General features: G+C 72.8%; 19 protein-coding genes. 15 read left to right on the top strand and 4 right to left on the bottom strand.

The window, feature by feature from the left end; translation table 11 throughout:
* The first annotated feature begins 39 nt into the window (after positions 1-39).
* From OG276_RS33355 to OG276_RS33305, 11 genes are all read left to right on the top strand, one after another.
* On the top strand, positions 40-798 hold the full coding sequence (locus OG276_RS33355) for a DUF1365 domain-containing protein (RefSeq protein WP_266913336.1): 759 nt from the start codon (positions 40-42) through the stop codon (positions 796-798).
* Positions 795-2048, top strand: a complete 1254-nt coding sequence (locus tag OG276_RS33350; protein ID WP_266911094.1) for a cyclopropane-fatty-acyl-phospholipid synthase family protein — start codon at positions 795-797, stop codon at positions 2046-2048. The genes OG276_RS33355 and OG276_RS33350 overlap by 4 nt, the downstream gene beginning before the upstream one ends.
* A 56-nt stretch (positions 2049-2104) precedes the next feature.
* Entirely contained in the window at positions 2105-2854 is a 750-nt protein-coding gene (locus tag OG276_RS33345) for a DUF1295 domain-containing protein (RefSeq protein ID WP_266913334.1), read from the top strand.
* Positions 2855-2898: 44 nt separating this feature from the next.
* Positions 2899-3378, top strand: coding sequence for an Lrp/AsnC family transcriptional regulator (locus OG276_RS33340; protein ID WP_266911092.1), 480 nt, complete (start codon positions 2899-2901; stop codon positions 3376-3378).
* Positions 3379-3430: 52 nt separating this feature from the next.
* On the top strand, positions 3431-4108 hold the full coding sequence (locus OG276_RS33335; RefSeq protein ID WP_266911089.1) for an HAD family phosphatase: 678 nt from the start codon (positions 3431-3433) through the stop codon (positions 4106-4108).
* A gap of 94 nt (positions 4109-4202) precedes the next feature.
* Complete coding sequence (locus OG276_RS33330; RefSeq protein WP_266911087.1) at positions 4203-5564, top strand: cytochrome P450; 1362 nt, start codon at positions 4203-4205, stop codon at positions 5562-5564.
* Positions 5565-6078: 514 nt separating this feature from the next.
* Positions 6079-6954: an ABC transporter permease gene (locus tag OG276_RS33325; protein ID WP_266911085.1), complete on the top strand. Its 876-nt coding sequence runs from the start codon at positions 6079-6081 to the stop codon at positions 6952-6954.
* Positions 6927-7685, top strand: a complete 759-nt coding sequence (locus OG276_RS33320) for an ABC transporter ATP-binding protein (RefSeq protein WP_266911083.1) — start codon at positions 6927-6929, stop codon at positions 7683-7685. Before OG276_RS33325 ends, OG276_RS33320 begins: the two co-directional genes overlap by 28 nt.
* Before the next feature lie 64 nt (positions 7686-7749).
* Positions 7750-8790, top strand: a complete 1041-nt coding sequence (locus OG276_RS33315) for an ABC transporter substrate-binding protein (RefSeq protein WP_266911081.1) — start codon at positions 7750-7752, stop codon at positions 8788-8790.
* Positions 8790-9884, top strand: a complete 1095-nt coding sequence (locus tag OG276_RS33310) for an LLM class flavin-dependent oxidoreductase (RefSeq protein WP_266911079.1) — start codon at positions 8790-8792, stop codon at positions 9882-9884. Before OG276_RS33315 ends, OG276_RS33310 begins: the two co-directional genes overlap by 1 nt.
* A gap of 94 nt (positions 9885-9978) precedes the next feature.
* On the top strand, positions 9979-11052 hold the full coding sequence (locus tag OG276_RS33305) for an FAD-dependent oxidoreductase (protein ID WP_266911077.1): 1074 nt from the start codon (positions 9979-9981) through the stop codon (positions 11050-11052).
* Between the two features lie 15 nt (positions 11053-11067).
* Here the strand turns inward: OG276_RS33305 and mltG are convergent, their stop codons facing one another.
* Positions 11068-11907: an endolytic transglycosylase MltG gene (gene mltG, locus OG276_RS33300; protein WP_266911075.1), complete on the bottom strand. Its 840-nt coding sequence runs from the start codon at positions 11905-11907 to the stop codon at positions 11068-11070.
* Between the two features lie 63 nt (positions 11908-11970).
* Positions 11971-13923 (bottom strand): ABC transporter ATP-binding protein, encoded by a 1953-nt coding sequence (locus OG276_RS33295; protein WP_266911073.1) that lies wholly within the window; start codon positions 13921-13923, stop codon positions 11971-11973.
* Between the two features lie 107 nt (positions 13924-14030).
* Here OG276_RS33295 and OG276_RS33290 point away from each other — a divergent pair, with 107 nt between their 5' ends.
* Complete coding sequence (locus OG276_RS33290; RefSeq protein ID WP_266911071.1) at positions 14031-14546, top strand: MarR family winged helix-turn-helix transcriptional regulator; 516 nt, start codon at positions 14031-14033, stop codon at positions 14544-14546.
* A gap of 84 nt (positions 14547-14630) precedes the next feature.
* Positions 14631-17567: an FAD-binding and (Fe-S)-binding domain-containing protein gene (locus OG276_RS33285; RefSeq protein WP_266911069.1), complete on the top strand. Its 2937-nt coding sequence runs from the start codon at positions 14631-14633 to the stop codon at positions 17565-17567.
* Between the two features lie 34 nt (positions 17568-17601).
* Here OG276_RS33285 and OG276_RS33280 read toward each other — a convergent pair whose 3' ends face one another.
* Positions 17602-18903, bottom strand: a complete 1302-nt coding sequence (locus tag OG276_RS33280) for a sulfite oxidase (protein ID WP_266911067.1) — start codon at positions 18901-18903, stop codon at positions 17602-17604.
* A 123-nt stretch (positions 18904-19026) separates the two neighbouring features.
* Positions 19027-20241 (bottom strand): tryptophan 2,3-dioxygenase family protein, encoded by a 1215-nt coding sequence (locus tag OG276_RS33275; RefSeq protein WP_266911065.1) that lies wholly within the window; start codon positions 20239-20241, stop codon positions 19027-19029.
* Between the two features lie 306 nt (positions 20242-20547).
* Here OG276_RS33275 and OG276_RS33270 point away from each other — a divergent pair, with 306 nt between their 5' ends.
* Both OG276_RS33270 and OG276_RS33265 read left to right on the top strand, forming a co-directional pair.
* On the top strand, positions 20548-22389 hold the full coding sequence (locus OG276_RS33270) for an ABC transporter ATP-binding protein (RefSeq protein ID WP_266911063.1): 1842 nt from the start codon (positions 20548-20550) through the stop codon (positions 22387-22389).
* On the top strand, positions 22386-24167 hold the full coding sequence (locus OG276_RS33265; protein ID WP_266911061.1) for an ABC transporter ATP-binding protein: 1782 nt from the start codon (positions 22386-22388) through the stop codon (positions 24165-24167). The genes OG276_RS33270 and OG276_RS33265 overlap by 4 nt, the downstream gene beginning before the upstream one ends.
* Positions 24168-24231: the final 64 nt, after the last annotated feature.

Here is a 24231-nt window from a genome sequence, read left to right as displayed (position 1 = left end):
GGCTCGGCGGCCCCTGGCCCGCCTGGGCACGGCCCGGCGCTGCCCTGTCTCTACCTGGCCGACATCCGCCACGTCCGGTCGGGCGGAAGCCACTACCGGCTGCGGCACCGCACGTACCTGTGGCTGGTGGACCTCGACCGGCTCCCGCGCCTGCCCCGGCCGTTGCGGCCGCTCGCCCGGTTCGAGGCGCGTGACCACTTCGGCGGCGGCGCCCCCTCGATCCGGGCCGGACTGGACGCGTTCCTCACGGCGCGCGGCGCCGGACTCCCGCCGGGATCGAGGGTGTCGATGCTGGCGCACGCCCGGGTGCTCGGCCACGTCTTCAACCCGCTGACCGTGTACTGGTGTCACGGCCCGGACGGCTCCCTGCGCCAAGTGGTCGCCGAGGTGCACAACACGTACGGCGAACGGCACTGCTACCTGCTCCCTCCGGAGACCGCCCGGGGCGACCGCGGGGCCCGCGGTGACCTCGACGTCGCCCCGGTCCCCAAGGAGTTCTACGTCTCCCCCTTCCTCGCGGTGGAGGGCGCCTACCGCATGCAATTGCCCGAGCCGGGCGAACACCTCTCCCTGACCGTCCGGCTGGCCGGCGGCGGGGACGGTGCCCGCCTGACCGCGACCGTCCGGGGCGAGCGCCGCCCCGCCGGCGCCCGCGGACTGCTGCGCGCCGCGGTGCGCCGCCCCTGGTCCACCGCCGCCGTCAGCGTCGGCATCCGATTCCACGGCATCCGGCTGTGGCTGCGCGGGCTGCCCGTGCGGCCGCGTCCCCGACACGTACCCCAGGAGGGTCTGAAGTGAGCACGTCGACCACCACCACCGCCACCGCCCCGGCCGTGCCGCCCTGTTCCCGGGCCCGGGCGGCCGTCGGGCGGCTGCTGATCCGCCGGGCCCTGGACCGGCTGCCGCTCCAGGTCCGGATGGGCCCCGACGGGACCTTGGGGCGGGGCGGCCCCGCGATGGCGGTGTACGACCCGGACGCCTTCGAGCGCCGGATCGCGGCCGAGGGGCTGATCGGCTTCGGCGAGTCGTACCTGGCCGGGGAGTGGGACGCGCGCGACCCGGTCGCCGTCCTGACCGTGCTGGCCGGGCACGTGACCGGGCTGGTCCCCGCTCCGCTCCAGCGGCTGCGCGGCCTGTGGGCCTCCCGGCACCCGGCCTCGGACCGCAACACCCCGGACGGTTCGCGGACGAACATCCAGCGCCACTACGACCTGTCGAACGAGCTCTTCGCCGAGTTCCTCGACCCGACGATGACCTACTCCTCAGCGGTGTTCCGCGCCCTGCCCGCCGGCCGGGAGGAGCTCGCGGACGCCCAGCACCGCAAGATCGACATGCTGCTGGACCTGGTGGAGGCCGGTCCCGGCACGCGGCTGCTGGAGATCGGCACGGGCTGGGGCGAGCTGGCCGTCCGGGCGGCCCGGCGCGGTGCCCACGTGGTCACCCTGACCCTGTCGCGGGAGCAGCGGGAGCTGGCCCTGCGCCGGATCGCGGCCGCGGGACTGTCCGACCGCGTCGAGGTGCGGCTGTGCGACTATCGGGAGGCCGAGGGGAGCTACGACGCCATCGTGAGCGTCGAGATGATCGAGGCGGTCGGAGCCGAGTACTGGCCGGTGTACTTCGCCACGCTGGACCGGCTGCTGGCGCCCGGCGGGCGGGTCGCGCTCCAGGCGATCACCATGCCGCACGAGCGGATGCTCGCCACCAGGGACACGTACACCTGGATCCACAAGTACATCTTCCCCGGCGGGATGCTGCCGTCCGTGCGGGTGGTGGAGGAGACGGCGCGCTCGCACACCGGGCTGCGCGTGACCCGCGCCGAGGCCTACGGAGCGCACTACGCGCAGACGCTGCGGCTGTGGCGGGAGCGCTTCGCCGAACGGGCCGACCGGGTGGCGGAGCTGGGCTTCGACGCGACGTTCCGGCGGATGTGGACCTTCTACCTGGCGTACTGCGAGGCCGGTTTCGCCTCGGGCTACCTGGACGTGCACCAGTTCCTGCTGACGCGCGCGGCCCCGGAGGGGCTCGCGGCGGGCGGTGGTTCCCGGTGAACTGGGGCGGCTTCGGACTCAACCTGGCGGTCTCGGCGGGGGCGGCCCTCGCCGTCATGCTGGCCGCCTTCGCCGTCGGGGTCCGGCTGCGCATGCACCGCGTGGTGGACGTGGCCTGGGGCCTGGGCTTCGTCGCCGTCGCGGTGGCCACCTGCGCGCTGTCGGGCGGCCGTCATGCGCTGCCGGCGGTCCTGGCGGTGGTGTGGGGCCTGCGGCTGGCCGGGCACATCGCGTGGCGGGGCCGGGGGCACGGCGAGGACCCGCGCTACGAGCGGATGCTCGCCAAGGCCCCGGGCAACCGGAACCTGTACGCGCTGCGCATGGTCTACCTGCTCCAGGCGTCCCTGGTCTGGCTGATCTCGCTGCCCGTGCAGGCGGCGGCGTACGCGACCGGGCGCCCCGGGGCCCTGGCGGTGGCGGGCGCCGCGCTGTGGCTGTGCGGGCTGCTCTTCGAGGCGGTCGGCGACCACCAGCTGGCCCGCTTCAAGGCCGATCCCGCGAACCGTGGGCGGATCATGGACCGGGGCCTGTGGTCCTGGACCCGGCACCCGAACTACTTCGGCGACTTCTGCGTGTGGTGGGGGCTGTCGCTGACCGCCTGGACCTCGGGCGGAGCGGTGGCGGTGTCGGTGGTCTCCCCGCTCGTGATGTCGTACCTGCTGATCGGCGGCAGCGGGAAGCGGCTGCTGGAGCGGCACATGGCGGACCGCCCGGGCTACGCCGCGTACCGGGCCCGCACCAGCGGTTTCCTGCCCCGGCCGCCCCGGCGTCCCGGCCCGAGCCGCCGCGGGTCACGGGGGGTTTGATCGGGTACGTACTGATATCGGGGACGCGTTGGTACAGTCGCGGCATGGCGGTGGACGAGCTCGACACACGGATCCTGCGCCTGCTGATCGAGCAGCCGCGCACCAGCGTCCGGGAGTACGCCCGGATCCTCGGCGTCGCGCGCGGCACCCTCCAGGCACGGCTCGACCGGCTGGAGCGCACCGGGGTGATCACCGGGACCGGGCCGGCGCTCTCCCCCGCAGCGCTCGGTCATCCCGTCCTGGCCTTCGTGCACATCGAGGTCACCCAGGGGCACCTGGACGAGGTCGGCGACGCGCTGGCCTCCGTACCGGAGATCATCGAGGCCTTCTCGATCACCGGCGGCGGGGACCTGCTGACCCGGGTGGCCGCGCGGGACAACGCACATCTGGAAGACGTCATCCAGCGGCTGATCCGGCTGCCCGGTGTGGTGCGCACCCGGACCGAGGTCGCGCTGCGCGAGCGGGTGCCGCACCGGCTCCTCCCCCTCGTCGAGTCCGTGGGACGAGCAGCGCGCAAACCCTGACAAGATGGTCGGGACAGGTACAGGACAGGCACCGGCAGGACGGGCACTACGGATGATCTCCGTCATATTCGATCTCGACGGCACCCTCGTGGACAGCGAGCCGAACTACTACGAGTCCGGGCGGCGCACGCTGGAGCGCCACGGGGTCCCCGATTTCACCTGGGAGCAGCACTCCCGGTACATCGGCATCGGCACCCTGGAAACCCTGGAGATCCTCCGGGACGAGTACGGGATCCCGGCCCCGGTGGAGCAGCTGCTCGCCGAGCAGAACGCCGCCTACCTGGAGCTCGCCCGGACCCACACCGAGGCCTATCCCGAGATGCGCGCCTTCGTGCGGCGGCTGCACTCCGAGGGCGTCCCGATGGCGGTGGCCTCCGGTTCCTCGCGCGAGGCGATCGACGCGGTCCTGGCGGGCACCGGGCTGGACACGCTGCTGAGCACGGTGGTCTCCGCCGAGGAGGTCGCGCAGGGCAAGCCCGCCCCCGACGTGTTCCTGGAGGCGGCGCGCCGGCTGGGCGCGGAGCCTGCCGACTGCGTGGTCGTCGAGGACGCGGCGCCGGGCGCCCTGGCCGCGCAGGCCGCGGGCATGCGGTGCGTGGCGGTCCCGTACGTGGCGGCCACCGCGGACGACCCGGCCTTCGCGGCGGCCGCGCTCCTCTTCCCCTCCGGGCAGACGGAGTTCAGCGCGGAGAGCGCCTACACCTGGCTCACCGCGGCGCGGGCGGCCTGAGCCGACCGGGCGCCCCGGCCCCGGCGCTTCCTCCGGCGGCCCGGGGTTCCCGGATGCTCTGGCGTCCTGGGGGCGGCGCTGTCACCATGCCGGGGTGACCGCCACCCTGCTGCCCACGGGCTCCGAGCGCGGACCGCGCCGCTGGCCCCTGCTGGGGAACCTCCCCGCCTTCGCCCGCGATCCGCTGGCCTTCTTCGAGTCGCTGCGCGACGAGTACGGGGACTGGGTGCCCTGGGCGCTCGGCCCGCAGCGCAACGTCCTGGTCTCGCGGCCGGAACACGCCGGTGAGCTGCTCGGCGCCGTGGAGTCCACCTTCAGCCCGACCGAACTGGGCTGGGCCTTCCGCCAGTTGCTCGGCAACGGGGTGGTCGTGGCCACCGGCGAGGACTGGCGGCGCAAGCGGGCGCTGGTCCAGCCCTCGGTGCGGCCGCGCCAAGTCCGCGCGTACGCCGGCACGATGGTGGAGTGCGCCGACGCACTGGTCTCCGGCTGGAGCGACGGCGCGCGGATCGACGTGCACCGGGAGATGGCCGGCCTCACCCAACGGATCGCGGTGCGCACCCTGTTCGGAAGCGACGCCGCCGGCCGGGAGGCGCCCATCAGCGCCGCCATGGCCACGGCGCAGCGCGAACTCGGCGCCGAGTTCCGGGGCGTGACCATGTTCCTGCCGCCGTGGGTGCAGACTCCGGGCCGGCGCCGGATGCGGGCGGCCGTGGACGTACTCGACCGCGAGATCGAGCACGTCATCCGGGAGCACGAGGCGGCCTCGGCGGCCGGCGAGGAGCGGGACGACCTGCTCAGCAGGCTCCTCGCGGCCCGCGACGAGGACGGCGGGCCGTTGTCGCGCACGGAGCTGCGGGACGAGTCGATCACCCTGTACATCGGCGGCCACGAGACCACGTCCACCACCCTGACCTGGGCCTGGCAGCTGCTCTCGGGGGCGCCGGAGGCCCGCGCACGACTGACGGAGGAGCTGGACCGGGTGCTCGGCGGCCGGCTGCCCGCGTACGAGGACTACGCGCGGCTGCCCTGGACCCAGCAGGTGGTCAAGGAAGCGCTGCGGATCTATCCGCCGATCTGGCTGATCTCCGCGGTGGCGCGGGAGGGCGCCACCCTCGGCGGGCGTCCGGTCCCGGCCGGCCTGTCGGTGTGGACCAGCCCGTGGTCGATGCACCGGGACGAGCGCTGGTTCCCGGAGCCGGAGGCCTTCCGCCCCGAGCGGTGGGATGCGGACGCCGCTCACCAGATCCCGGAACACGCCTGGTTCCCCTTCGGCGGCGGCCCGCGCGCCTGCCTGGGCGCCCGCTTCGCCCTGGTCGAGGCGGCCCTCGTGCTGGCCGTCGTGGCCCAGCGCTTCCACCTGGACAGCGGTCCGACCCGGGCGAGGGTCCTCCCGGGACTCACCCTCCAACCCAGGGACCCGGTCCTGGCAACGCTCCGCGCGCACCGCTCCTGACGGATCGCGTCCCGACGGGAGAGATCGACATCCCAGGGGGCGAGACGCCATTGACCCGTGGCGGGCGAATGGCTAAGTTTCGCCGCATGTTGCGTTCAGTCATGCTCACCACGCGCGGTCACATCGACCTGCTGCGGGTGGCCTCCGCCGCGTGTTGCCGCGGCTGCTGACGCCCTTTCACCTGTGGCAGGAGCGCTCCGCGCTCCCCTTTCGCGCGCCCTGAGCCCCTGGTCTGCCGAGACGCTGATCTCCTGAGCCGCCGATCCCCCTGAGCCCCGGTCCTCCGTGGTTCCGGTCCTCCGTGGTTCCGGTCCTCCGTGGTTCCGGTCCTCCGCGGCTCCGGTCCTCCGCGGCTCCGGTCCTCCGTGGTTCCGGCCTTCCGCGGCTCCGGTTATCCGAGCTCCGCGACTCCTGGACTCCGCCTCCGTACGGGCGCGGGGGTCGACGGGTGTGCGCTTCCCCCCTGCCTCGCCCTCCCCCTCCTCCCCTCCCCCTCCCCTTCCGTGGAGCACCCATGACCCTCACCAGCCATGCGCGGCCGGATATATCCCCCAAAACGCCATCCGCGCACTCGGCCGGCGTCGCCCCCGCGCTCGTACCGGTCGTACCCGCCTCGGCGAAACGACGCTCCCCGCCCCGCTGGGCGCGGCGCACCATCGGCCCGCTCCTGCTGCTCGCCGCCTGGCAACTGGCCAGCAGATTGGGCTGGTTGCCCGCCGACACGCTCGCTCCGCCCTCGACCATCGCGAGCGCCGCGGCCGGCCTGATCGGGGACGGCACCCTGCCCGCCGCGATGGGGGTGTCGCTCCAGCGCGTGGCGATCGGTCTCGTCCTGGGCGGGACGGTCGGGACGGTACTGGCGCTGCTCTCGGGGCTCTCCCGGCTGGGCGAGGACCTGATCGACGCCAGCGTGCAGATGCTGCGCACGGTGCCCTGGGTGGGTCTCATCCCGCTGTTCATCATCTGGATGGGCATCGGCGAGGCGCCGAAGGTTGCCCTCATCGCCCTCGGCACGGCCTTCCACCTGTACCTGAACGTGTACGCGGGAATCCGCGGGGTCGATGAGCAACTCATCGAAGCGGGCGGGGCCTTGGGGCTGGGCCGCTGGGGCCTGGTACGGCACGTGGTGCTGCCGGGCGCGCTGCCCGGCTTCATGACCGGGCTGCGGTACTCGCTGGCCACCGGCTGGCTGGCCCTGGTGTTCGGGGAGTCCATCAACGCCGACGCCGGTATCGGCTTCCTGATGAACCAGGCCCGCGAGTTCTTCCGCACCGACGTCATCGTCGTCTGCCTCGTGGTCTACGCCTTCCTCGGCCTCACCGCCGACCTCATCGTCCGCGCTCTCGAAAGGCTGCTGCTGCAATGGCGACCGACCTTCACCGGCCAGTGACCGCCACCGCCACCGCCACCACCGTCGCGGCGGATCCGGCCGATACCGCCGTACGGGTCCGGGGGCTGACCCGGGCCTTCGACGGCCGGCCCGTCATCGACGGACTCGATCTGACCTTGCGCGCAGGTCAGTTCACGGTGCTCCTCGGCCGCAGCGGCTGCGGGAAGTCCACCCTGCTGCGGGTGCTCGCCGGTCTGGACCGGGAGATCGAGGGCGAGGTCCTGGTGCCCGAGCGCCGGGCGGTGGCCTTCCAGGCGCCCCGGCTGATGCCCTGGAAGCGGGTCTGGCGCAATGTGCTGCTCGGCCTGCCCGGGCGCCCCGAACGCGACCGCGCGGAGCGGGCGCTGGCCGAGGTCGGGCTGGAACACCGCACCGACGCCTGGCCGAAGACCCTGTCCGGCGGCGAGGCGCAGCGGGCTTCCCTGGCCCGCGCCCTGGTCCGCGAGCCCGATCTGCTGCTGCTGGACGAGCCGTTCGGCGCGCTCGACGCGCTGACCCGGATCAACGCCCAGCGGCTGGTGGCCGAGTTGTGGCAGCGGCGCGGCTGCGCGGTGCTGCTGGTCACGCACGACGTCGACGAGGCGGTGCTGCTGGCCGACCGCGTGCTCGTGATGGACGAGGGCCGCATCGCCCACGACACCGAGGTGGCGCTGGAGCGGCCGCGCTCGGTCGGCGACCCCGGTTTCGCCGCGTTGCGCGCCCGGCTGCTGGCCGAGCTCGGCGTCGGCTGAGCTCCGACCGGCCCCTCCACGTCCCCTGCCCTGGTTCCCGTACGAGAGAGCGAAGAGAAGCGACATGAGACGTCACACCCTGCCCCTGCTCGCCACGCTGATTCCGCTGTCGCTGGTCCTGACCGCCTGCGGTGGAAGTTCGGCCGCGGACACCGGCTCCGGCTCGAAGGACGGCGCCAAGAGCGGCGCCAAGGTCACCCTCAGCGTGGGTGACCAGAAGGGCGGTTACGAGTCGCTGCTGCGGGCCGCCGGTGAACTGGACGAGCTGGACTACGCGATCAAGTGGTCCACCTTCACCTCGGGTCCGCCGCTGCTGGAGGCCGTCAACGCCAAGGCCGTCGACATCGGCGGCGTCGGCAACACCCCGCCCGTCTTCGCCGCCGCGGCGAAGTCGAAGATCACGGTGGTCGCGGCCACCCACGGCTCCTCCAGCGGCGAGGCGATCCTCGTGCCCAAGGGCTCCGCCCTCCAGTCCCCCGCCGAGCTGCGCGGCAAGAAGATCGCGGTGGCGCAGGGCAGTTCGGCGCACTTCCAGCTCATCGCGAGCCTCCAGCAGGCCGGCCTGACCCCGGCCGACGTGCAGATCAGCCTGCTCCAGCCGGCCGACGCACTGGCCGCCTTCAACAGCGGCAAGGTCGACGCCTGGGCGGTCTGGGACCCGTACACCTCCCAGGTGCTGCGCTCCGGCGCCCGCGTGCTGACCACCGGCGAGGGGGTCGTCAACGGGCTCGGCTTCCAGGTGGCGGCGCCCGGCGCGCTGGCGGACGAGGGCAAGAGCAAGGCCATCGGGGACTACCTGCTGCGCCTCCAGCGCGCCCAGGAGTGGGTGTTCAAGCACCCGGAGGAGTGGGCCAAGGTCTGGTCGAAGGAGACCGGGCTGCCGTACGAGGTGGCCTTCGACGCCGTGAAGCGCAGCAACGGCACCCGGGTCCCGGTGGCCGTGGACGATGCGGCGGTGGCCTCCGAGCAGAAGATCGCCGACACCTTCACCGAGCTGAAGCTGATCCCGGGCAAGGTCGTCTTCAAGGACTTCGTGGACACCCGCTTCAACGGGAACCTGCCGCCCTCCACCACCCCCGCGCGCACGTACGGGAAGGACTCCTGATGACGGTACGACTGCACTGGTTCCTGCCGACCGGCGGCGACGGCCGCACCCTGGTCGACCGGCACGCCTACGCCAACAACCATGCCGCCGCCGGGGTGCGCGAGCCCGACATCGAGTACCTCGCGCAGATCGCGAAGGCGGCCGAGCGGCTCGGCTTCGAGGCGGTGCTGACCCCGACCGGCACCTGGTGCGAGGACGCCTGGCTGACGACGGTGGCACTCGCGCAGCACACCGAGCGGCTGAAGTTCCTGGTGGCCTTCCGGCCGGGGGTGATCTCGCCGACGCTGGCCGCCCAGATGGCGGCCACCTACCAGCGGATCACGCGCGGGCGGCTGCTGCTCAACGTGGTGACGGGCGGCGACTCGGCGGAGCAGCGGCGGTTCGGCGACCACCTGGGCCACGATCTCCGCTACGCGCGCACGGCCGAGTTCCTCTCGGTCGTACGGGGCGTCTGGGGCGGTCAGCCCTTCGACTTCCACGGCGAGCACTACCGGATCGACGGCGGGCTGACGGCGCTGCCGCCCGACCCGCTGCCGGAAATCTTCTTCGGCGGGTCCTCGGCCGCGGCGGGCCCGGTGGCCGCCGAACACGCGGACGTGTACCTGACGTGGGGCGAGCGGCCGCAGGAGGTGAAGGAGAAGATCGACTGGATCCGTTCGCTGGCCGAGGAGCGGGGCCGGACGGTGAAGTTCGGCATCCGGCTGCACACCATCTCCCGGGACTCGGCGAAGGAGGCCTGGGCGGCTGCGGACCGGCTGCTCGGCGACCTGGACGACGCGTCCATCGCCACGGCGCAGGCGGCGCTGGGCGCGAGCGAGTCGGTCGGGCAGCAGCGGATGCTGGCCCTGCACGGCGGCTCGCGCGACAAGCTGGAGATCTCCCCGAACCTGTGGGCCGGGGTCGGGCTGGTGCGCGGCGGCGCCGGCACCGCTCTGGTCGGCAGCCACGGGGACGTGGCGGACCGGATCGAGGAGTACCACGCGCTCGGGATCGAGAACTTCGTGCTGTCGGGCTACCCGCACCTGGAGGAGGCGTACTGGTTCGGCGAGGGGGTCACTCCGGAGCTCGCGGCACGCGGGCTGCTCGCGCGCTGAGCCGGGGGCCGGGGGCCGAGATCTCCCCGGCTCCGGCTCCGGCTCCGGCTCCGGCTCCGGGAAGATCTCGGCGCGACTCCCAGTTGGTAGAACCGTGAACGAATTCGCGGTGCAGGACGTGGACGTGGTGGTCGTGGGCGCGGGGCAGGCCGGCCTGTCCGGCGCCTACCACCTGGCGCGGGCGGGGATCGACCACGTGGTCCTGGACCACGCGCCGCGCCCGGGCGGCGCCTGGCAGTTCCGCTGGCCCTCGCTCACCTACGGCAAGGTCCACGGCATGCACGCGCTGCCCGGGATGGAACTCACCGGCGCCGATCCGCTGCGTCCGTCCTCCGAGGTGATCGCGGAGTACTTCGCGGCCTACGAGGACCGCTTCGACCTGCGCGTACGCCGCCCCGTGGACGTCACCGCCGTACGCGACGGGGCGGACCGCCGGCTGCTGGTGGAATCCGCGACCGGGACCTGGTCGGCGCGGGCGCTGATCAACGCCACCGGGACCTGGGACCGGCCGTTCTGGCCGCGCTATCCCGGGCAGGAACTCTTCCGGGGCCGCCAGCTGCACACGGCGAACTACCCGGGGCCGGCCGAGTTCGCCGGAGCCCGGGTCATCGTGGTGGGCGGCGGCACCTCGGCGGTGCAGCACCTGCTGGAGATCGCCGAGGTGGCTGCGGAGACGACCTGGGTCACCCGCCGGCCCCCGGTGTTCCGCGACGGGAGCTTCGGCGAGGAGCAGGGTCGCGCGGCGGTGGCCCTGGTGGAGGACCGGGTACGGCAGGGCTTGCCGCCCCGGAGCGTGGTCAGCGTCACCGGGCTGCCGCTGAACGAGGCCGTCCGGGGCGGACTGGAGTCGGGGGTCCTGGACCGCCGGCCGATGTTCGACCACCTCACGAGGACGGGAGCCGCCTGGCCGGACGGCAGCGGGGTCGAAGCGGACGTGATCCTGTGGGCCACCGGCTTCCGCCCGGCCATCGACCACCTGGCTCCGCTGCGCCTGCGCGAGCCGGGCGGCGGCATCCGGCTCGACGGCACCCGAGCGGTGCGCGACGAGCGGATCCACTTGGTCGGCTACGGACCTTCGGCATCGACCATCGGCGCCAACCGCGCCGGCGGCGCCGCGGCCCGGGAGATCCACCGCCTGCTCACCCGCACCCGGGCGGGCATCCGCTAGACCGTCTCCTTCGGATCAGGTGGCGCGCGAGGCCGCCCGGATCCGGTTGAACTCGGCCACGTGCCGCTTGTGCTCCTCGTACGTCGCCGAGAAGCGGGTGTCTCCCTGCTTCACGGTGACGAAGAACAGCCAGTCCCCGGGTGTCGGGGCCACCGCGGCCGCCATGGCCTGCAGGCCGGGGCTGTCGATCGGAGTGGGCGGCAGTCCCTGGCGCTCGTACGTGTTGAAGGGGCTGTCGATCTTCGTCTCGCTCAGCTTGGTGTCCACCGTGGAGCGGTTCAGCGCGTAGTTGATGGTGGAGTCCATCTGGAGCGGCATCGATTTCGCCAGCCGGTTGTGGACCACCCGGGCGACCTTGCCCATGTCCCCGCGGGTCTCGGCCTCCGCCTCGATGATGCTCGCGAGGGTGGCCGTCTGGTACGGGGTCATCCCGTGGGCCTTGCCGCCGTCCGCGACGGCCTTGGTGGCGAGGCTCTTGTTGGCCGTCTCGACCATGTAGGTGAGCAGCGAGGCCGGGGTGGACTTCGAGGTCACCGGATAGGTGGCCGGGAAGAGGTACCCCTCCGGATTGCCCTTCGCCTCGGCGGGCAGGGGCAGGACGGCCGCGGCGGCCGCGGCCTTGGCGGAGCCGGCCGGGAGCTTCAGTTCGCGGTCGATGGCGGCGTAGACCTGCGGGGCCCGCCAGCCCTCGGGGATCAGCAACTGGCGCGGCTTCTCGGGCGGTTCCTCGCCGGGAAACAGCGGGATCAGGAGGGCTGCCCCGAGTCCCAGGGCGGTTCCGAGGAAGAGCGCCAGCCTGCCCCGGCGGGTGAGCCGGGAACGGCGCGGTGACGGCGGCCGGTTCTCATGAGGCATGCGGGCACGCTAACCCGCGAACCACCGGATTCCCGACATCCGACCCGTGTGCCGGTCATACGATCACACGTTCACCGGGGTCGGCTCGGTGCCGCGCAGGGTGTCCGGCTTGAACGTCCCGGGCTTGAGCAGATCCGCCTTGCGCATCTCGGAACCGAGCGCCCCGGCAAGGAGCCCCTCGGACGCCGGAGTCTCCGGCTTGAGGGCACTCTCCCGGTCGCGCCGGACGAGGGCGGCGTACCGGCCGTCGGCCTTCAGCAGTTCCTCGTGGGTGCCGCGCTCCGCGATCCGGCCTCCGTCGAGCACCACGATCTGGTCGGCGTCACGGACGGTGGAGAGGCGGTGGGCGATGGTGATGGTGGTGCGGCCCTGGGAGAGGTTGTCGATGGCGCGCTGCACGGCGTGCTCGGTGCGGGTGTCCAGCGCGCTGGTGGCCTCGTCGAGGATGAGCACCGGCGGGTCGCGCAGGATGGTGCGGGCGATGGCCAGACGCTGCTTCTCTCCGCCGGAGAACCGGTAGCCGCGCTCCCCGACCAGGGTGTCGTACCCGTCCGGCAGGGACTCGATGTGATCGTGGATCTGGGCCGCGCGCGCCGCCTGCGCTATCTCCTCGTCGGTGGCGTCGGGCTTGGCGAAGCGCAGGTTGTCGGCGACGGAGGCGTGGAAGAGGTACGTCTCCTGGGAGACCACGCCGATGGAGCGGGCCAGGGAGTCGAAGTCGAGGTCGCGCACGTCCACGCCGTCGAGGGCGACCCGGCCGCCGGTGACGTCGTAGAGCCGGGGCACGAGGTAGCTCAGCGTGCTCTTGCCGGATCCCGTCGGGCCGACCACCGCGAGGGAACCGCCGGCCGGGACCGTGATGTCGATGCCCGTCAGCGTGGGGCCGCTCTTGGTGTCGTAGGCGAAGTGGACGTCCTCCAGTCGGACTTCGCCCTTGGCGCGGTCCAGGCGGACGGGGTCCTCGCGCTCGGTGATGTCCACCGGCAGGTCGAGGTACTCGAAGATGCGGGCGAAGAGCGCCAGCGAGGTCTGGATCTGGACGCCGGTCGACAACAGGCTCACGGCGGGCCGGAACAGGCCCTGCTGGAGGGTGACGAAGGCGACGAGGGTGCCGACCGAGAGCGAGGGGGCTCCGGTCTGCAGGGCTATGCCGGCCGCCCAGTAGATGAGCGCGGGCATGGCGGCCATGACGATGCCGATGGTGGACATCCGCCAGCGCCCGGCCATGCTGGAGCGCACTTCGAGGTCGACGAGCTTCTCGGACTCCTCCGCGAAGGAGGTGGTGAGCGAATCGGCGCGGCCCATCGTGCGGCCGAGCAGGATGCCGCTGACCGACAGGGACTCGGTGACCGTCGCGGCCATGGCGGCCATCTGCTTCTGGCGCTGCGCGGTGATCTTCTTGCGCTCGCCGCCGACCCGACGGCTGATCCACACGAAGACGGGCAGCAGGGCGAGCGAGACGAGCGTGAGCCGCCAGTCGAGCGCGAGCATCGCGACGACGGAGGCGATGACGGCCGTCGCGTTCGAGACGAGGGAGGTCGCCGTGGAGGTGACCGTGGCCTGCATGCCGCCGATGTCGTTGGCGATGCGGGACTGCACCTCGCCGGTGCGCGTGCGAGTGAAGAACGACAGCGGCATCCGCTGGAGCTGGGCGTAGACGGCGGTGCGCAGATCGTGCATGACGCGCTGGCCGACGGTGGTGGATATCAGGGTCTGGAGCACGCCGAAGATGCTGGTGACGACCGCGGTCGCGATCATGCCGAGGGCGAGCAGGCTGAGCAGCCCGGTACGGCCCTGCGGGATCGCTACGTCGAGGACCTCCTTGAGCAGGAAGGGAGTGGCGACTCCGACCAGCGAGGAGGCGGCGACCAGCACGCCGACGACGGCGAGACGGCCCCGGTAGGGCCGGAAGAGGCCGACGATGCGGCGCAGCTCACGCGGCCGCTCGTCCGGGGCGGGGCCGCTGGGGTCGAGGGATTCTTTCGAGGGTTCCCACTCGGGTTCTTTGGGGCGCATGGGCCTCCTTCATGACAGGTGACGAGACTCGAATGAGCATAGCTCATTGTTACCTATACTCACAATGAATCTGGTCCTGATATCGTTCCCATTATGAGGACCGCAGCATGAGCACCGCTTCCGAGACCGACAGCGTCCGGACGGCCGAGAGCACCGACGGCACCGACTCCGCCGGCACCACCGACACCACCGACGGCGTGCTCGCCGAGCAGCTGCTCCGCCTGACCCGGCGGCTCCACCGCATCCAGAAGCGCCATCTGGAGCCGCTCGGCATCACCCCGGCCCAGTCCCGGCTGCTGCGCACCGTCGCCCACCTCTCCACGGTGCGCCCGCCCCGGATGGCGGACCTCGCCGCCCGCCTGGAAGTGGTGCCCCGCGCCGTGACCACGCTGGTCGACGGCCTGGAGAGCGCCGACTGCGTCCGCCGCGTGCCCGACCCGGAGAACCGCCGTGTCATAAGGATCGAGCTCACCGACACCGGCCGCGCCACGCTGCGCCGCCTGCGCAACGCGCGAACCGGCGCCGCAGAGGAGATCCTGGCTCCATTGACCGCCGATCAGCGCGAGGTGCTCGGCGGCCTGCTGAACGCTCTGGCGGACGCTCCGGCGGAGCACGGCTGCTGATGGGCGACGGTCCGGCCGGGACAGGGCCGGAGCTGCGCCGAACGAGTGAGAACGACCGACACGGCGCGAGTTGAGGGGCTGCAGATGCCACTGCTGGAACCGAAGCCGGGGGCCCTGCGCCCGCGCACCATCAGTGGCCCCGCCCCCGACCGGGTGCCCGACCGCGCCTCGACGGGCACCCCCGAGCCGCTGCGCAGCGAGCTGGCCGAGCTGCTGGGCGCCGACAAGGTGCTCTCGGGTGTCTCCGACCTCGTCCGCTACGCCTCCGACGCCTCCCCGTACCGATTCCTGCCGCAGGTCGTCGTGATCGCGGAGGACATCGACGACGTCTCCGCCGTCCTGTCCTACGCCCACGGCAAGCAGCGCGAGGTGGTCTTCCGGGCCGCCGGGACCTCGCTCAACGGCCAGGCCCAGGGCGAGGACATCCTCGTCGACGTCCGCCGCCACTGGGCCGGGGTCGAGGTGCTGGAGGAGGGCCTGCGGGCGCGGATCCAGCCCGGCACCACCGTCGTGCGCGCCAACGCCGCGCTCGCCCGCCACGGCCGCGTCCTGGGCCCGGACCCGGCCAGCGCCATCGCCTGCACCCTCGGCGGAGTCGTCGCGAACAACGCCTCCGGCATGACCGCGGGCACCACGAGGAACTCGTACCGCACCCTGTCCTCCCTCACCTTCGTCCTGCCGAGCGGCACCGTCGTGGACACCGCCGACCCGCTCGCCGACGAGGAGCTGGCGCACGCCGAGCCCGCCCTGTGCCACGGCCTGATGGAGATCAAGAAGGAGATCGAGGCCGATCCGGAGCTCGTCGCCCGCATCCGGGCCAAGTACGAGATCAAGAACACCACCGGTTACCGCCTCGACGCCTACCTCGACGGCGCCACCCCCGTGGAGATCCTGCGCGGGCTGATGGTCGGCTCCGAGGGCACCCTCGGCTTCATCGCCGAGGTCGTCTTCGACACCCTGCCGCTGGACCGCGAGCTCACCAGCGCCCTGCTCTTCTTCCCCTCGCTGCCCGCCGCGGCCGCCGCCGTACCGCTCTTCAACGAGGCGGGGGCGCTGGCCGTCGAGCTGATGGACGGCAACACCCTGCGTGCCTCGGTGAGCGTCGCGGGCGTCCCCGCCGACTGGGCCGGACTGCCCAAGGACACCACCGCGCTGCTGGTGGAGTTCCGGGCCCCCGACGAGGCCGGCCGCGCGGAGTACGAGCGGCGGGCCGCCGGGGTGCTGGCCGGGCTGGACCTGGTGGCCCCGGTGGCCTCGGTGACCAATGCCTTCACCCGCGACGCCAAGATCATCTCGGGCTACTGGAAGGCCCGCAAGGCCTTCGTCACCGCCGTCGGCGGCGCCCGCGCCTCCGGCACCACCCTGATCACCGAGGACTTCGCGGTCCCCCCGTCCCGGCTGGCCGAGGCCTGCGAGGCCCTGCTCGAACTCCAGGCGGAGCACGGCTTCGACGCCGCCGTCGCGGGCCACGCCGCCCACGGCAACCTGCACTTCCTGCTCGCCTTCGACGCCGCCCGGCCCGCGGACGTGGAGCGGTACGCCGCGTTCATGGAGGCCTTCTGCCGGCTCACCGTGGAGCGCTTCGACGGCTCGCTGAAGGCCGAGCACTCCACCGGCCGCAACATGGCCCCCTTCCTGGAGCTGGAGTGGGGGCCCCGGGCCACCGAGATGATGTGGCGCACCAAACGGGTCATCGACCCCGACCTGGTCCTCGCCCCGCGGATCCTGCTGGACCGCGACCCGAAGGCGCACCTGCGCGGCCTCAAGACGATCCCGCAGGTGGAGGCCGTCGCCGACCCCTGCATCGAGTGCGGGTTCTGCGAACCGACCTGCCCCAGCGAGGACCTGACGACCACCCCGCGCCAGCGGATCGTGCTGCGCCGGGAGATGATGCGCCAGCAGCCCGGCTCCCCCGTGCTCGACGGTCTGCTCGACGCCTACGGGTACGACGCCGTGGACACCTGCGCCGGCGACTCCACCTGCAAGCTCGCCTGCCCCGTCGGCATCGACACCGGCGCCCTGATGAAGGACTTCCGCCACCGCCGGCACAGCCCGCGCGAGGAGCGCGCGGCCGAGCTGGCCGCCCTTCGGTTCGGCGCCGTCGAGGTGGCCGCGCGGCTGGCCGTGGCCGCCGCCGACAAGATCACCGACGTCGTCGGGGACCGGATCCTGCAGGCCGTGACGGGGGCCGCGCGCAAGGCCGTACGGCCCGACCTGGTTCCGGAGTGGCTGCCGCAGGTCCCCGGCGCCGCGGCCGGCAAGCTGCCCGCCACCCGGCGTGTGGGCGCCGCCGCGGTGTACTACCCGGCCTGCGTCAACCGGATCTTCGGCGGCCCCGAAGGCCGGCCCGGTCCCTCCCTTCCGGAGGCCGTGGTGGCGGTGTCGGAGCGCGCCGGAAGACCGGTGTGGATCCCCGGGGACGTCAGGGGAACCTGCTGCGCGACGATCTGGCACTCCAAGGGGTACGACGCCGGCAACCGCGTGATGGCCAACCGGATCGTGGAGGCCGCCTGGGGCTGGACGGCCGGCGGGCGGCTGCCGCTGGTGGTGGACGCGTCCTCCTGCACCCTGGGCATCGCGCACGAGGTGGTCCCGTACCTGACCGACGACAATCGCGCACTCCACGCCGAGCTGCGGATCGTCGACTCCGTCGTCTGGGCGGCCGAGGAGCTGCTGCCACACCTGGAGGTCCGCCGGACGGTGGGCTCGGCGGTGCTCCACCCCACCTGTTCGATGCGGCACCTGGACGACGAGGCGCAGCTGCGGGCGGTGGCCGAGGCCTGCGCCGACGAGGTGGTGGTCCCGTACGACGCGGGGTGCTGCGCCTTCGCGGGCGACCGCGGCATGCTGCACCCGGAGCTGACGGAGTCGGCGACGGCGCGCGAGGCGGCCGAGGTGACATCGCGGGAGTTCGACGCACACCTGTCGGCGAACCGGATGTGCGAGGTGGGCATGGACCGTGCCACGGGCCGCAGCTACTACTCGGCCCTGCTGGAACTGGAGCGCGCCACCCGCCCCTAGGGCGTGTCCGTCGAATCCCGCCAGGCCGCTCCGGTCAGACCACGGTCACCTGGTGGTGTACCACCGCGTCGAACAGGTAGCCCTGCGTGTTGTGGGGCGTGGTCGTCGGCTGGGTCCGTCCGGTGGCGTCGGTGGCCCGGGCCAGCAGCGCGGTCGGACCGGTGGCCCGCGGGGTCCACGGCAGGGACCAGCGCACCCAGCTGCCCCGGCGCGGGGCGTCGTGCAGCCGGGCCCGCTGCCAGCGGACCCCGCCGTCGGTGCTGACCTCCACCCGGTGCACGGGTGCCGCTCCCGACCACGAGCGCCCGGTCAGCAGCCGCGGCCGGTGGGCGGACACGGTGGCACCGTGCTCCAGCTCGAAAGCGCTCTTGAGGGTCTGGCGGGTCAGCGGGGCGCTGCCCTGCGGTGGCTGGTCGGGCCCGAACAGCCGGTACAGGTCGGTGTTCCACGGTGTGTAGAGGGGCTGCCCGCTCACCTCGATGTCCCCGACCCACTTGATCGAGGAGATCCCGATCCAGTTCGGTACGACCACGCGGACCGGCCCGCCGTGGTCGGGCGGCAGCGGCTCGCCGTTCATCTCGTACGCGAGGATCACGTCGTCGAGGGCCTTGGAGACGGGCAGCGGGCGCCGCACCCGGCCCAGGTTCACCCCGTTCGTGACGACCTCGTCGTCCAGCCCGCGGGGCAGTACGTCCACGGCCCCGCGGGTCAGGCCCGCCAGCCTCAGGACGTCGGACAGCCGGGCGCCGCGCCAGCGTGCCACACCGATCGCGCCGAGGGTCCACGCGGTGCCGGTCACTTGCTGGCCCTGCTGGGTGGTGTAGAAGCTCCGGCCGTTGCCCGCGCACTCGATGAACAGGGTCCGCTCGACCGCCGGCAGCGCGCGCAGCCGGTCGTAGGAGAACTCGACCGGTCCGCCGGTCAGGGCGTCGCCCCACACCTTCAGCCGCCAGTCGTGCGCGTCGAGGCGCGGGGTGACGGTGTGGTTGCGTACGAAGAACCGGTCGAGGGGGGTCAGGGGGCCCGTGCCCCGCAGGGCGGCGAAGTTCGTCTCCGCGTTGGTTCCCCGGATGGTGAACAGCTCGGGCGGCAGCGGCTTCACGGTCCCGGGCGCCGCAGCGGCGACGGCTCCGGCGGCTCCGGTCCCGGCCGCGCCCGTTGCGGAGGCTCCGGCGGTTCCGGCGGCGCCCAGGCCCAGAGAGCCGGCCGCGGTCCCCGCCGCGAACAGTTTGAGCAGGTCGCGGCGGTCCACCCCGCGGGAGCGGGCGCGGCCGCGCGCCCACTGCCGCAGGCGCGTGCGGTCGTACTGGCTCTCGTCCGACAGGTCGAGGGGCATGGCGGGACACTCCTTGGTCGTGATTCCCGACGGACCGTAGAAGCCCGGCCCCACCTGCGGGAACCTCCTCGTCCCGATGGCCACGAACCTGCAACACGCCCGCAATGACGGACGGTTCACCCGTCAGGGGCTGGTGTCCAGTTCCCAGAACAGCCGGTTCCCCAGGCATTGCGTCAGGTAGGGGACGCCGTCGGTGTAGCCCGATCCATGGGCGTCGCCGAGCATGCGCGCGGCGAGCCCGCGATGCGCCGACTTCCACCGCTGGTGCACGCCCTCCAGCCGGCTGATCGCCATGTCGAGGCGGTTCCACCGCGTCCGGTCGACATGCCCCTCGTCGCGGAGGTCGAGATAGGCCCGGGTGATGGTGTCGTGTCCGGGATCTTCGACCTCGGCCCGTACGGCGGGCACGCTCGTGAATGCGGACGACTGCAGGCGCGGTGCGGGCGGAACACCGCACAGGCTCTCGAACCGTTTGTACTGTTCGGACTGAATGGCGCTGGCACCCTGGGTGTACTGCCGGAAGGCGGAGAACTGCTCCGCCCTCATCGTGGCCACCACGCGGAAGAGCGTCGCGGCCCGCTCGAACATCACGACCGCGTGGTCCATCGGTTCCGCGGCCCCTTCCGGATTCCCTGCGCGCAGCTCCCCGATCGCCTTCTTCATCGCTGCCGCTATTGCGGTGAAATGCATTTCGTGGGTCTGGAGGGCGCGGATGAAGAAGTATTCGTCATGGACGACGTAGACAGGCTGGACGGTGACGTCGAACCACCGGGCGCAATCCGTCTCCGGCGGCCGGGGCAGGCGATCGACCAGGCCTTCGAGGCGGGACCGGGGAGTGTCGGCCAGCCGCGACGGAAGGTCGTCGGCCTCCGATCGACCGAGCCCCGTCGTCACGAGCCGCAAGGCGTGCCTCAACCGGGTGTTCAGCGTCGCCGCGTCCGGCCGGTCCCGCCCGGGCTCCTCGGGCGACCCGGCCGCCGCCTCGCTCTCGAAACGCACCACGTCGGCCATCAGCAGGGTCGACATCCGGTCCGCGCTCAGCGCGGCGTGCCGGTCGTCCATGAAGAGCTCCAGGAGCGGCAGCGCGAGGTAGGTGCGGTTCTGGAAACGTCCCTCGTGCTTGTCGAGGGCGCAGTCGAGAAAGGCGCCGAGGAACGGGCGGTTCGCCCCGTGCCGCCGCCTGATGTCACTCAACCGGAGGAGCGTCTCATTCGAAATGAAATGCTTCCCTGTCCGCCGCACGTGTTCCGTCACGGACCGGGCAAGGGAGATGCCGTCGTGTTCCTGCGGCATTCGGTCAGCGGCCGCCCAGCGCTCGATCTCGGGGTTCGTCGCCATTCGTCTCTCCCAAGCCGTCATGCGGAGTGAAGGTCGCTTTCCACTAGGCATGATCGAAGGACCGGACGTCATGTCTCGGGAATTCGTGCCTTGACAGCGGATACCGAACCCGCTTCGACGCGCCCGGCCGCCGATCCGGCGCCTCCGGGCCGGGCCCGGGGGGAGGAGGACGTCGGGTTCCGGCTCGCTCGCGGGTGAGCAGACCCTGCTGCGAAGAGCTGCGGCCAACGGAAAATCGATTGCCCCGGACCGGTCCAGAACGCGAACCTTGCACGGTTTGGAACACTCGACCAGTCATGGGGCGTCATGCAGATCAGCGATCTTCCGTATCCGGATCCAGGGGTACCCGACGCTCGCTCCGGCCCCCGGTTCCTCTGGTGGCTGGGTCGGGGCCAGCTCGGCGGCCAGGCCAAAAGCCTGGGCTGGGGGCTGCTCCACTTCGGCGGCATCGCGGGCCTGCCGTACACCGTGGGGCTGGGCATCGACGCGGTCGTGGACCGCGACGGCGACCGGCTCCTGTGGGTCGGCGGTCTGATCGCGCTGCTCGGCATCGCGATCTCGCTCGGCGACGCGATGCTGCACCGCACGGCCGTCACCAACTGGATCACCGCCGCCGCGCGGGTCCAGCAGCTGCTCGCCCGCAAGACCGCCGAGCTGGGCTCCGCCCTGACCCGGCGGGTCGCGGCGGGTGAGGTGGTGGCCGTCTCCACGGGCGATGTGGAGAAGATCGGCTGGTTCGTCGAGGCGGTCTCCCGCTTCCTGGCCGCAGCCCTGACCCTGGTCATCGGCTGTGTCGTCCTGCTGTTCTACGCGCCCACCATCGGCGTGGTCGTGGCCCTCGGCATGCCGGTGCTGGCCCTGGCCGTCCTGCCGCTGCTGCCGCGCGCCACCCAGCGCGCCGACCTCCAGCGGGAGAAGGCGGGCAAGGCCACCGAACTGGCCTCCGACACCGTGGCGGGGCTGCGGGTCCTGCGCGGCATCGGCGGCGAGGAACTCTTCCTCGGCCGCTACCGCGAGGCCTCGCAGCAGGTCCGCGAAGCGGCCGTGCACAGTGCCCGAATGTGGGCCCTGATCTCCGCGATCCAGGTGCTGCTGCCGGGAGCGCTGCTGGTCACGGTGGTCTGGTACGGGGCCGCGCTCGTACTGGACGGCCGGCTGGACGTCGGCGAACTCGTCGCCGCCTTCAGCGCGGTGGCGACCATGCTCTACCCGCTACGGCACTTCGAGGAGATCGCGATGGCGTACTCCTTCTCGCGCCCCTCCGCCAAGCGGGCGGCGCGGGTGCTGTCGCTGACGCGGACCGACGCGAAGCCGGAGGCGGATGCCGGTGCGCAGGCCGCGGAGACCGTGGTCTCCACCGGAGTCCCCCGTCCCCCGGCCCCCGGCGCGGACCTGTACGACCCGGAGACCGGGCTGCTGGTCCCGGCGGGCCGGCTCACCGCCGTGGTGTGCGGGGACCCCGACCTGGCGGGCCGGCTCGCGGAGCGCCTGGGCGGGCATCCGATGGACGCCGCGGCCGGGCCCTCCGTCCTGCTGGGCGGGGTCGCGCTGGACGAGCTCGCGCTGGACACCGCGCGCACGCTGGTCCTCGTACAGGACAAGGATCCGGTCCTGCTCTCGGGGACGCTGCGGGAGCTGTTCGACGTACCGGCGTCCGGGGCGGTCCAGGCGCCGGCGGCGCTCGCCGCGGCCCAGTGCACGGACGTACTGGACGCCCTGCTGCAGTCCGCCCCGGACGGCGTGGACGACCCGATGGACGCCAGGATCACCGAACGCGGCCGCTCTCTGTCCGGCGGGCAGCGCCAGCGGCTGGCGCTGGCGCGGTCCCTGGTCACCGATCCCGAGGTGCTGGTGCTGGACGAGCCGACCTCGGCGGTGGACTCACACACCGAAGCCCGGATCGCGGACGGGATCTCGGCCCTGCGCGCCGGTCGCACGACGGTGGTACTGGCGTCCTCGCCGCTGCTGCTGGACCGCGCCGACCGGGTCGTCCTGATCCACGAGGGCAAGGCGGTGGCGAGCGGCACGCACCGGGAGCTGCTGCACGGCGACCCGCGCTACCGGGCGGTCGTCACCCGCGAGACCGAGGAAGAACAGCGGCTCCCGCGGCTGGAATCCGTACTGACCGAGATCGAGGAATCCGCATGATCGGCGTGGCACCGCCGCAATACGATCCGGCCGCCCCGGAAACGGCCGCGACCCTGCCCGTGGGCAGCTCCGCGACCGTACGGGGCTACGTGCGCGGCCTGTTCCGCCGCCACCGGCGGGCCTTCCTGGTCCTGGTGGGGGTCAACACGGTCGCGGTGATCGCCTCCATGGTCGGCCCGTACCTGCTGGGCCAGGTCGTGGACCGGCTCTCGGAAGGGGCCCGCGAACTCCATCTGGGCCGGGTGGGCCTGCTGTTCGCCCTGGCGCTCGGCATCCAGACCGTGTTCGTGCGGCTCGTCCGGCTGCGCGGGGCGATGCTCGGCGAGGAGATGCTGGCCGATCTGCGCGAGGACTTCCTCGTCCGGTCGGTCGGCCTGCCGCCGGGCGTGCTGGAGCGCGCCGGAACCGGTGACCTGCTGTCGCGGATCACCACCGACATCGACCGGCTGGCCAACGCGATGCGCGAGGCCGTGCCGCAGCTGGCCATCGGCGTGGTCTGGGCGGGACTGCTCTACGGGGCGCTCGCCGTGACCGCGCCGCCGCTGGCGCTGGCCGCGCTGGTGGCGCTGCCGGTGCTGGTGATCGGCTGCCGCTGGTACTTCAAGCGGGCGCCCCGGGCCTACCGTTCCGAAGCGGCCGGGTACGCGGCGGTCGCCGCCGTGCTCACCGAGACGGTGGACGCGGGCCGCACCGTCGAGGCGCACCGCCTCGGCGGGCGCCGGATCGAGCTGTCGGAGCGGCGGATCAAGGAGTGGACGGCGTGGGAGCGGTACACGCTGTTCCTGCGGACGGTCCTCTTCCCCGTCGTCAACGTCACCTACGTGACGATCCTCGGCTCGGTGCTGATGATCGGCGGGTACTGCGTGATCCAGGGCTGGATGTCGGTGGGGCAGCTGACCACGGGCGCCCTGCTCGCGCAGATGATGGTCGATCCGATCGGCCTGATCCTGCGCTGGTACGACGAACTGCAGATCGCGCAGGTCTCGCTGGCCCGGCTGGTCGGCGTACGGGAGATCGAGCCGGACGCGGGCGACGCGGGCGTCGCCCCGGACGGCAGGGCCGTCCGGGCGGACCAGGTGCACTTCGGGTACCGCGAGGGCGTCGACGTACTGCACCAGGTGTCGATGTCGGTGCCGCCGGGCACCCGGATGGCCCTGGTCGGGCCCTCGGGCGCCGGCAAGTCCACGCTGGGCCGGCTCCTGGCGGGCATCTACGCGCCGCGAACCGGTGAGATCACCCTCGGCGGGGCGCGGCTGTCGCAGATGCCGGCGGAGCGGGTGCGCGAGCACGTGGCCCTGGTCAACCAGGAACACCACGTGTTCGTGGGCTCCCTGCGTGACAACCTGCGCCTGGCGCGCACGGAGGCCGCTGACGCCGAGCTGTGGGCGGCGCTCGGCGCGGTCGACGCGGAGGACTGGGCGCGGGCGCTGGACGCCGGTCTGGACACCGAGGTCGGCTCGGGCGCCGCGGCGCTGACTCCGGCGCAGGCGCAGCAGATCGCGCTGGCCCGGCTGGTGCTGGCCGATCCGCACACGCTCGTCCTGGACGAGGCCACCTCGTTGCTGGACCCGCGCGCGGCCCGGCACTTGGAGCGCTCGCTGGCCCGGGTGCTGGACGGCCGCACGGTGATCGCGATCGCGCACCGGTTGCACACCGCGCACGACGCTGACGTGATCGCCGTGGTCGAGGCAGGCCGCATCACGGAGCTCGGCTCGCACGACGCCCTGGTCGAGGCCGACGGCGCGTACGCCGCCCTGTGGCGCTCCTGGCACGGCTGACCGGCGCCGCGCCGCCTGGCCCTGGACCCGTCTACGTGGTCCAGGGCAGGCGGACGGCCTCGAT

It is taken from the genome of Streptomyces sp. NBC_00086 (genome assembly GCF_026343255.1).
Lineage (GTDB): Bacteria > Actinomycetota > Actinomycetes > Streptomycetales > Streptomycetaceae > Streptomyces.
This window is presented reverse-complemented; position numbering and strand designations above follow the sequence as displayed.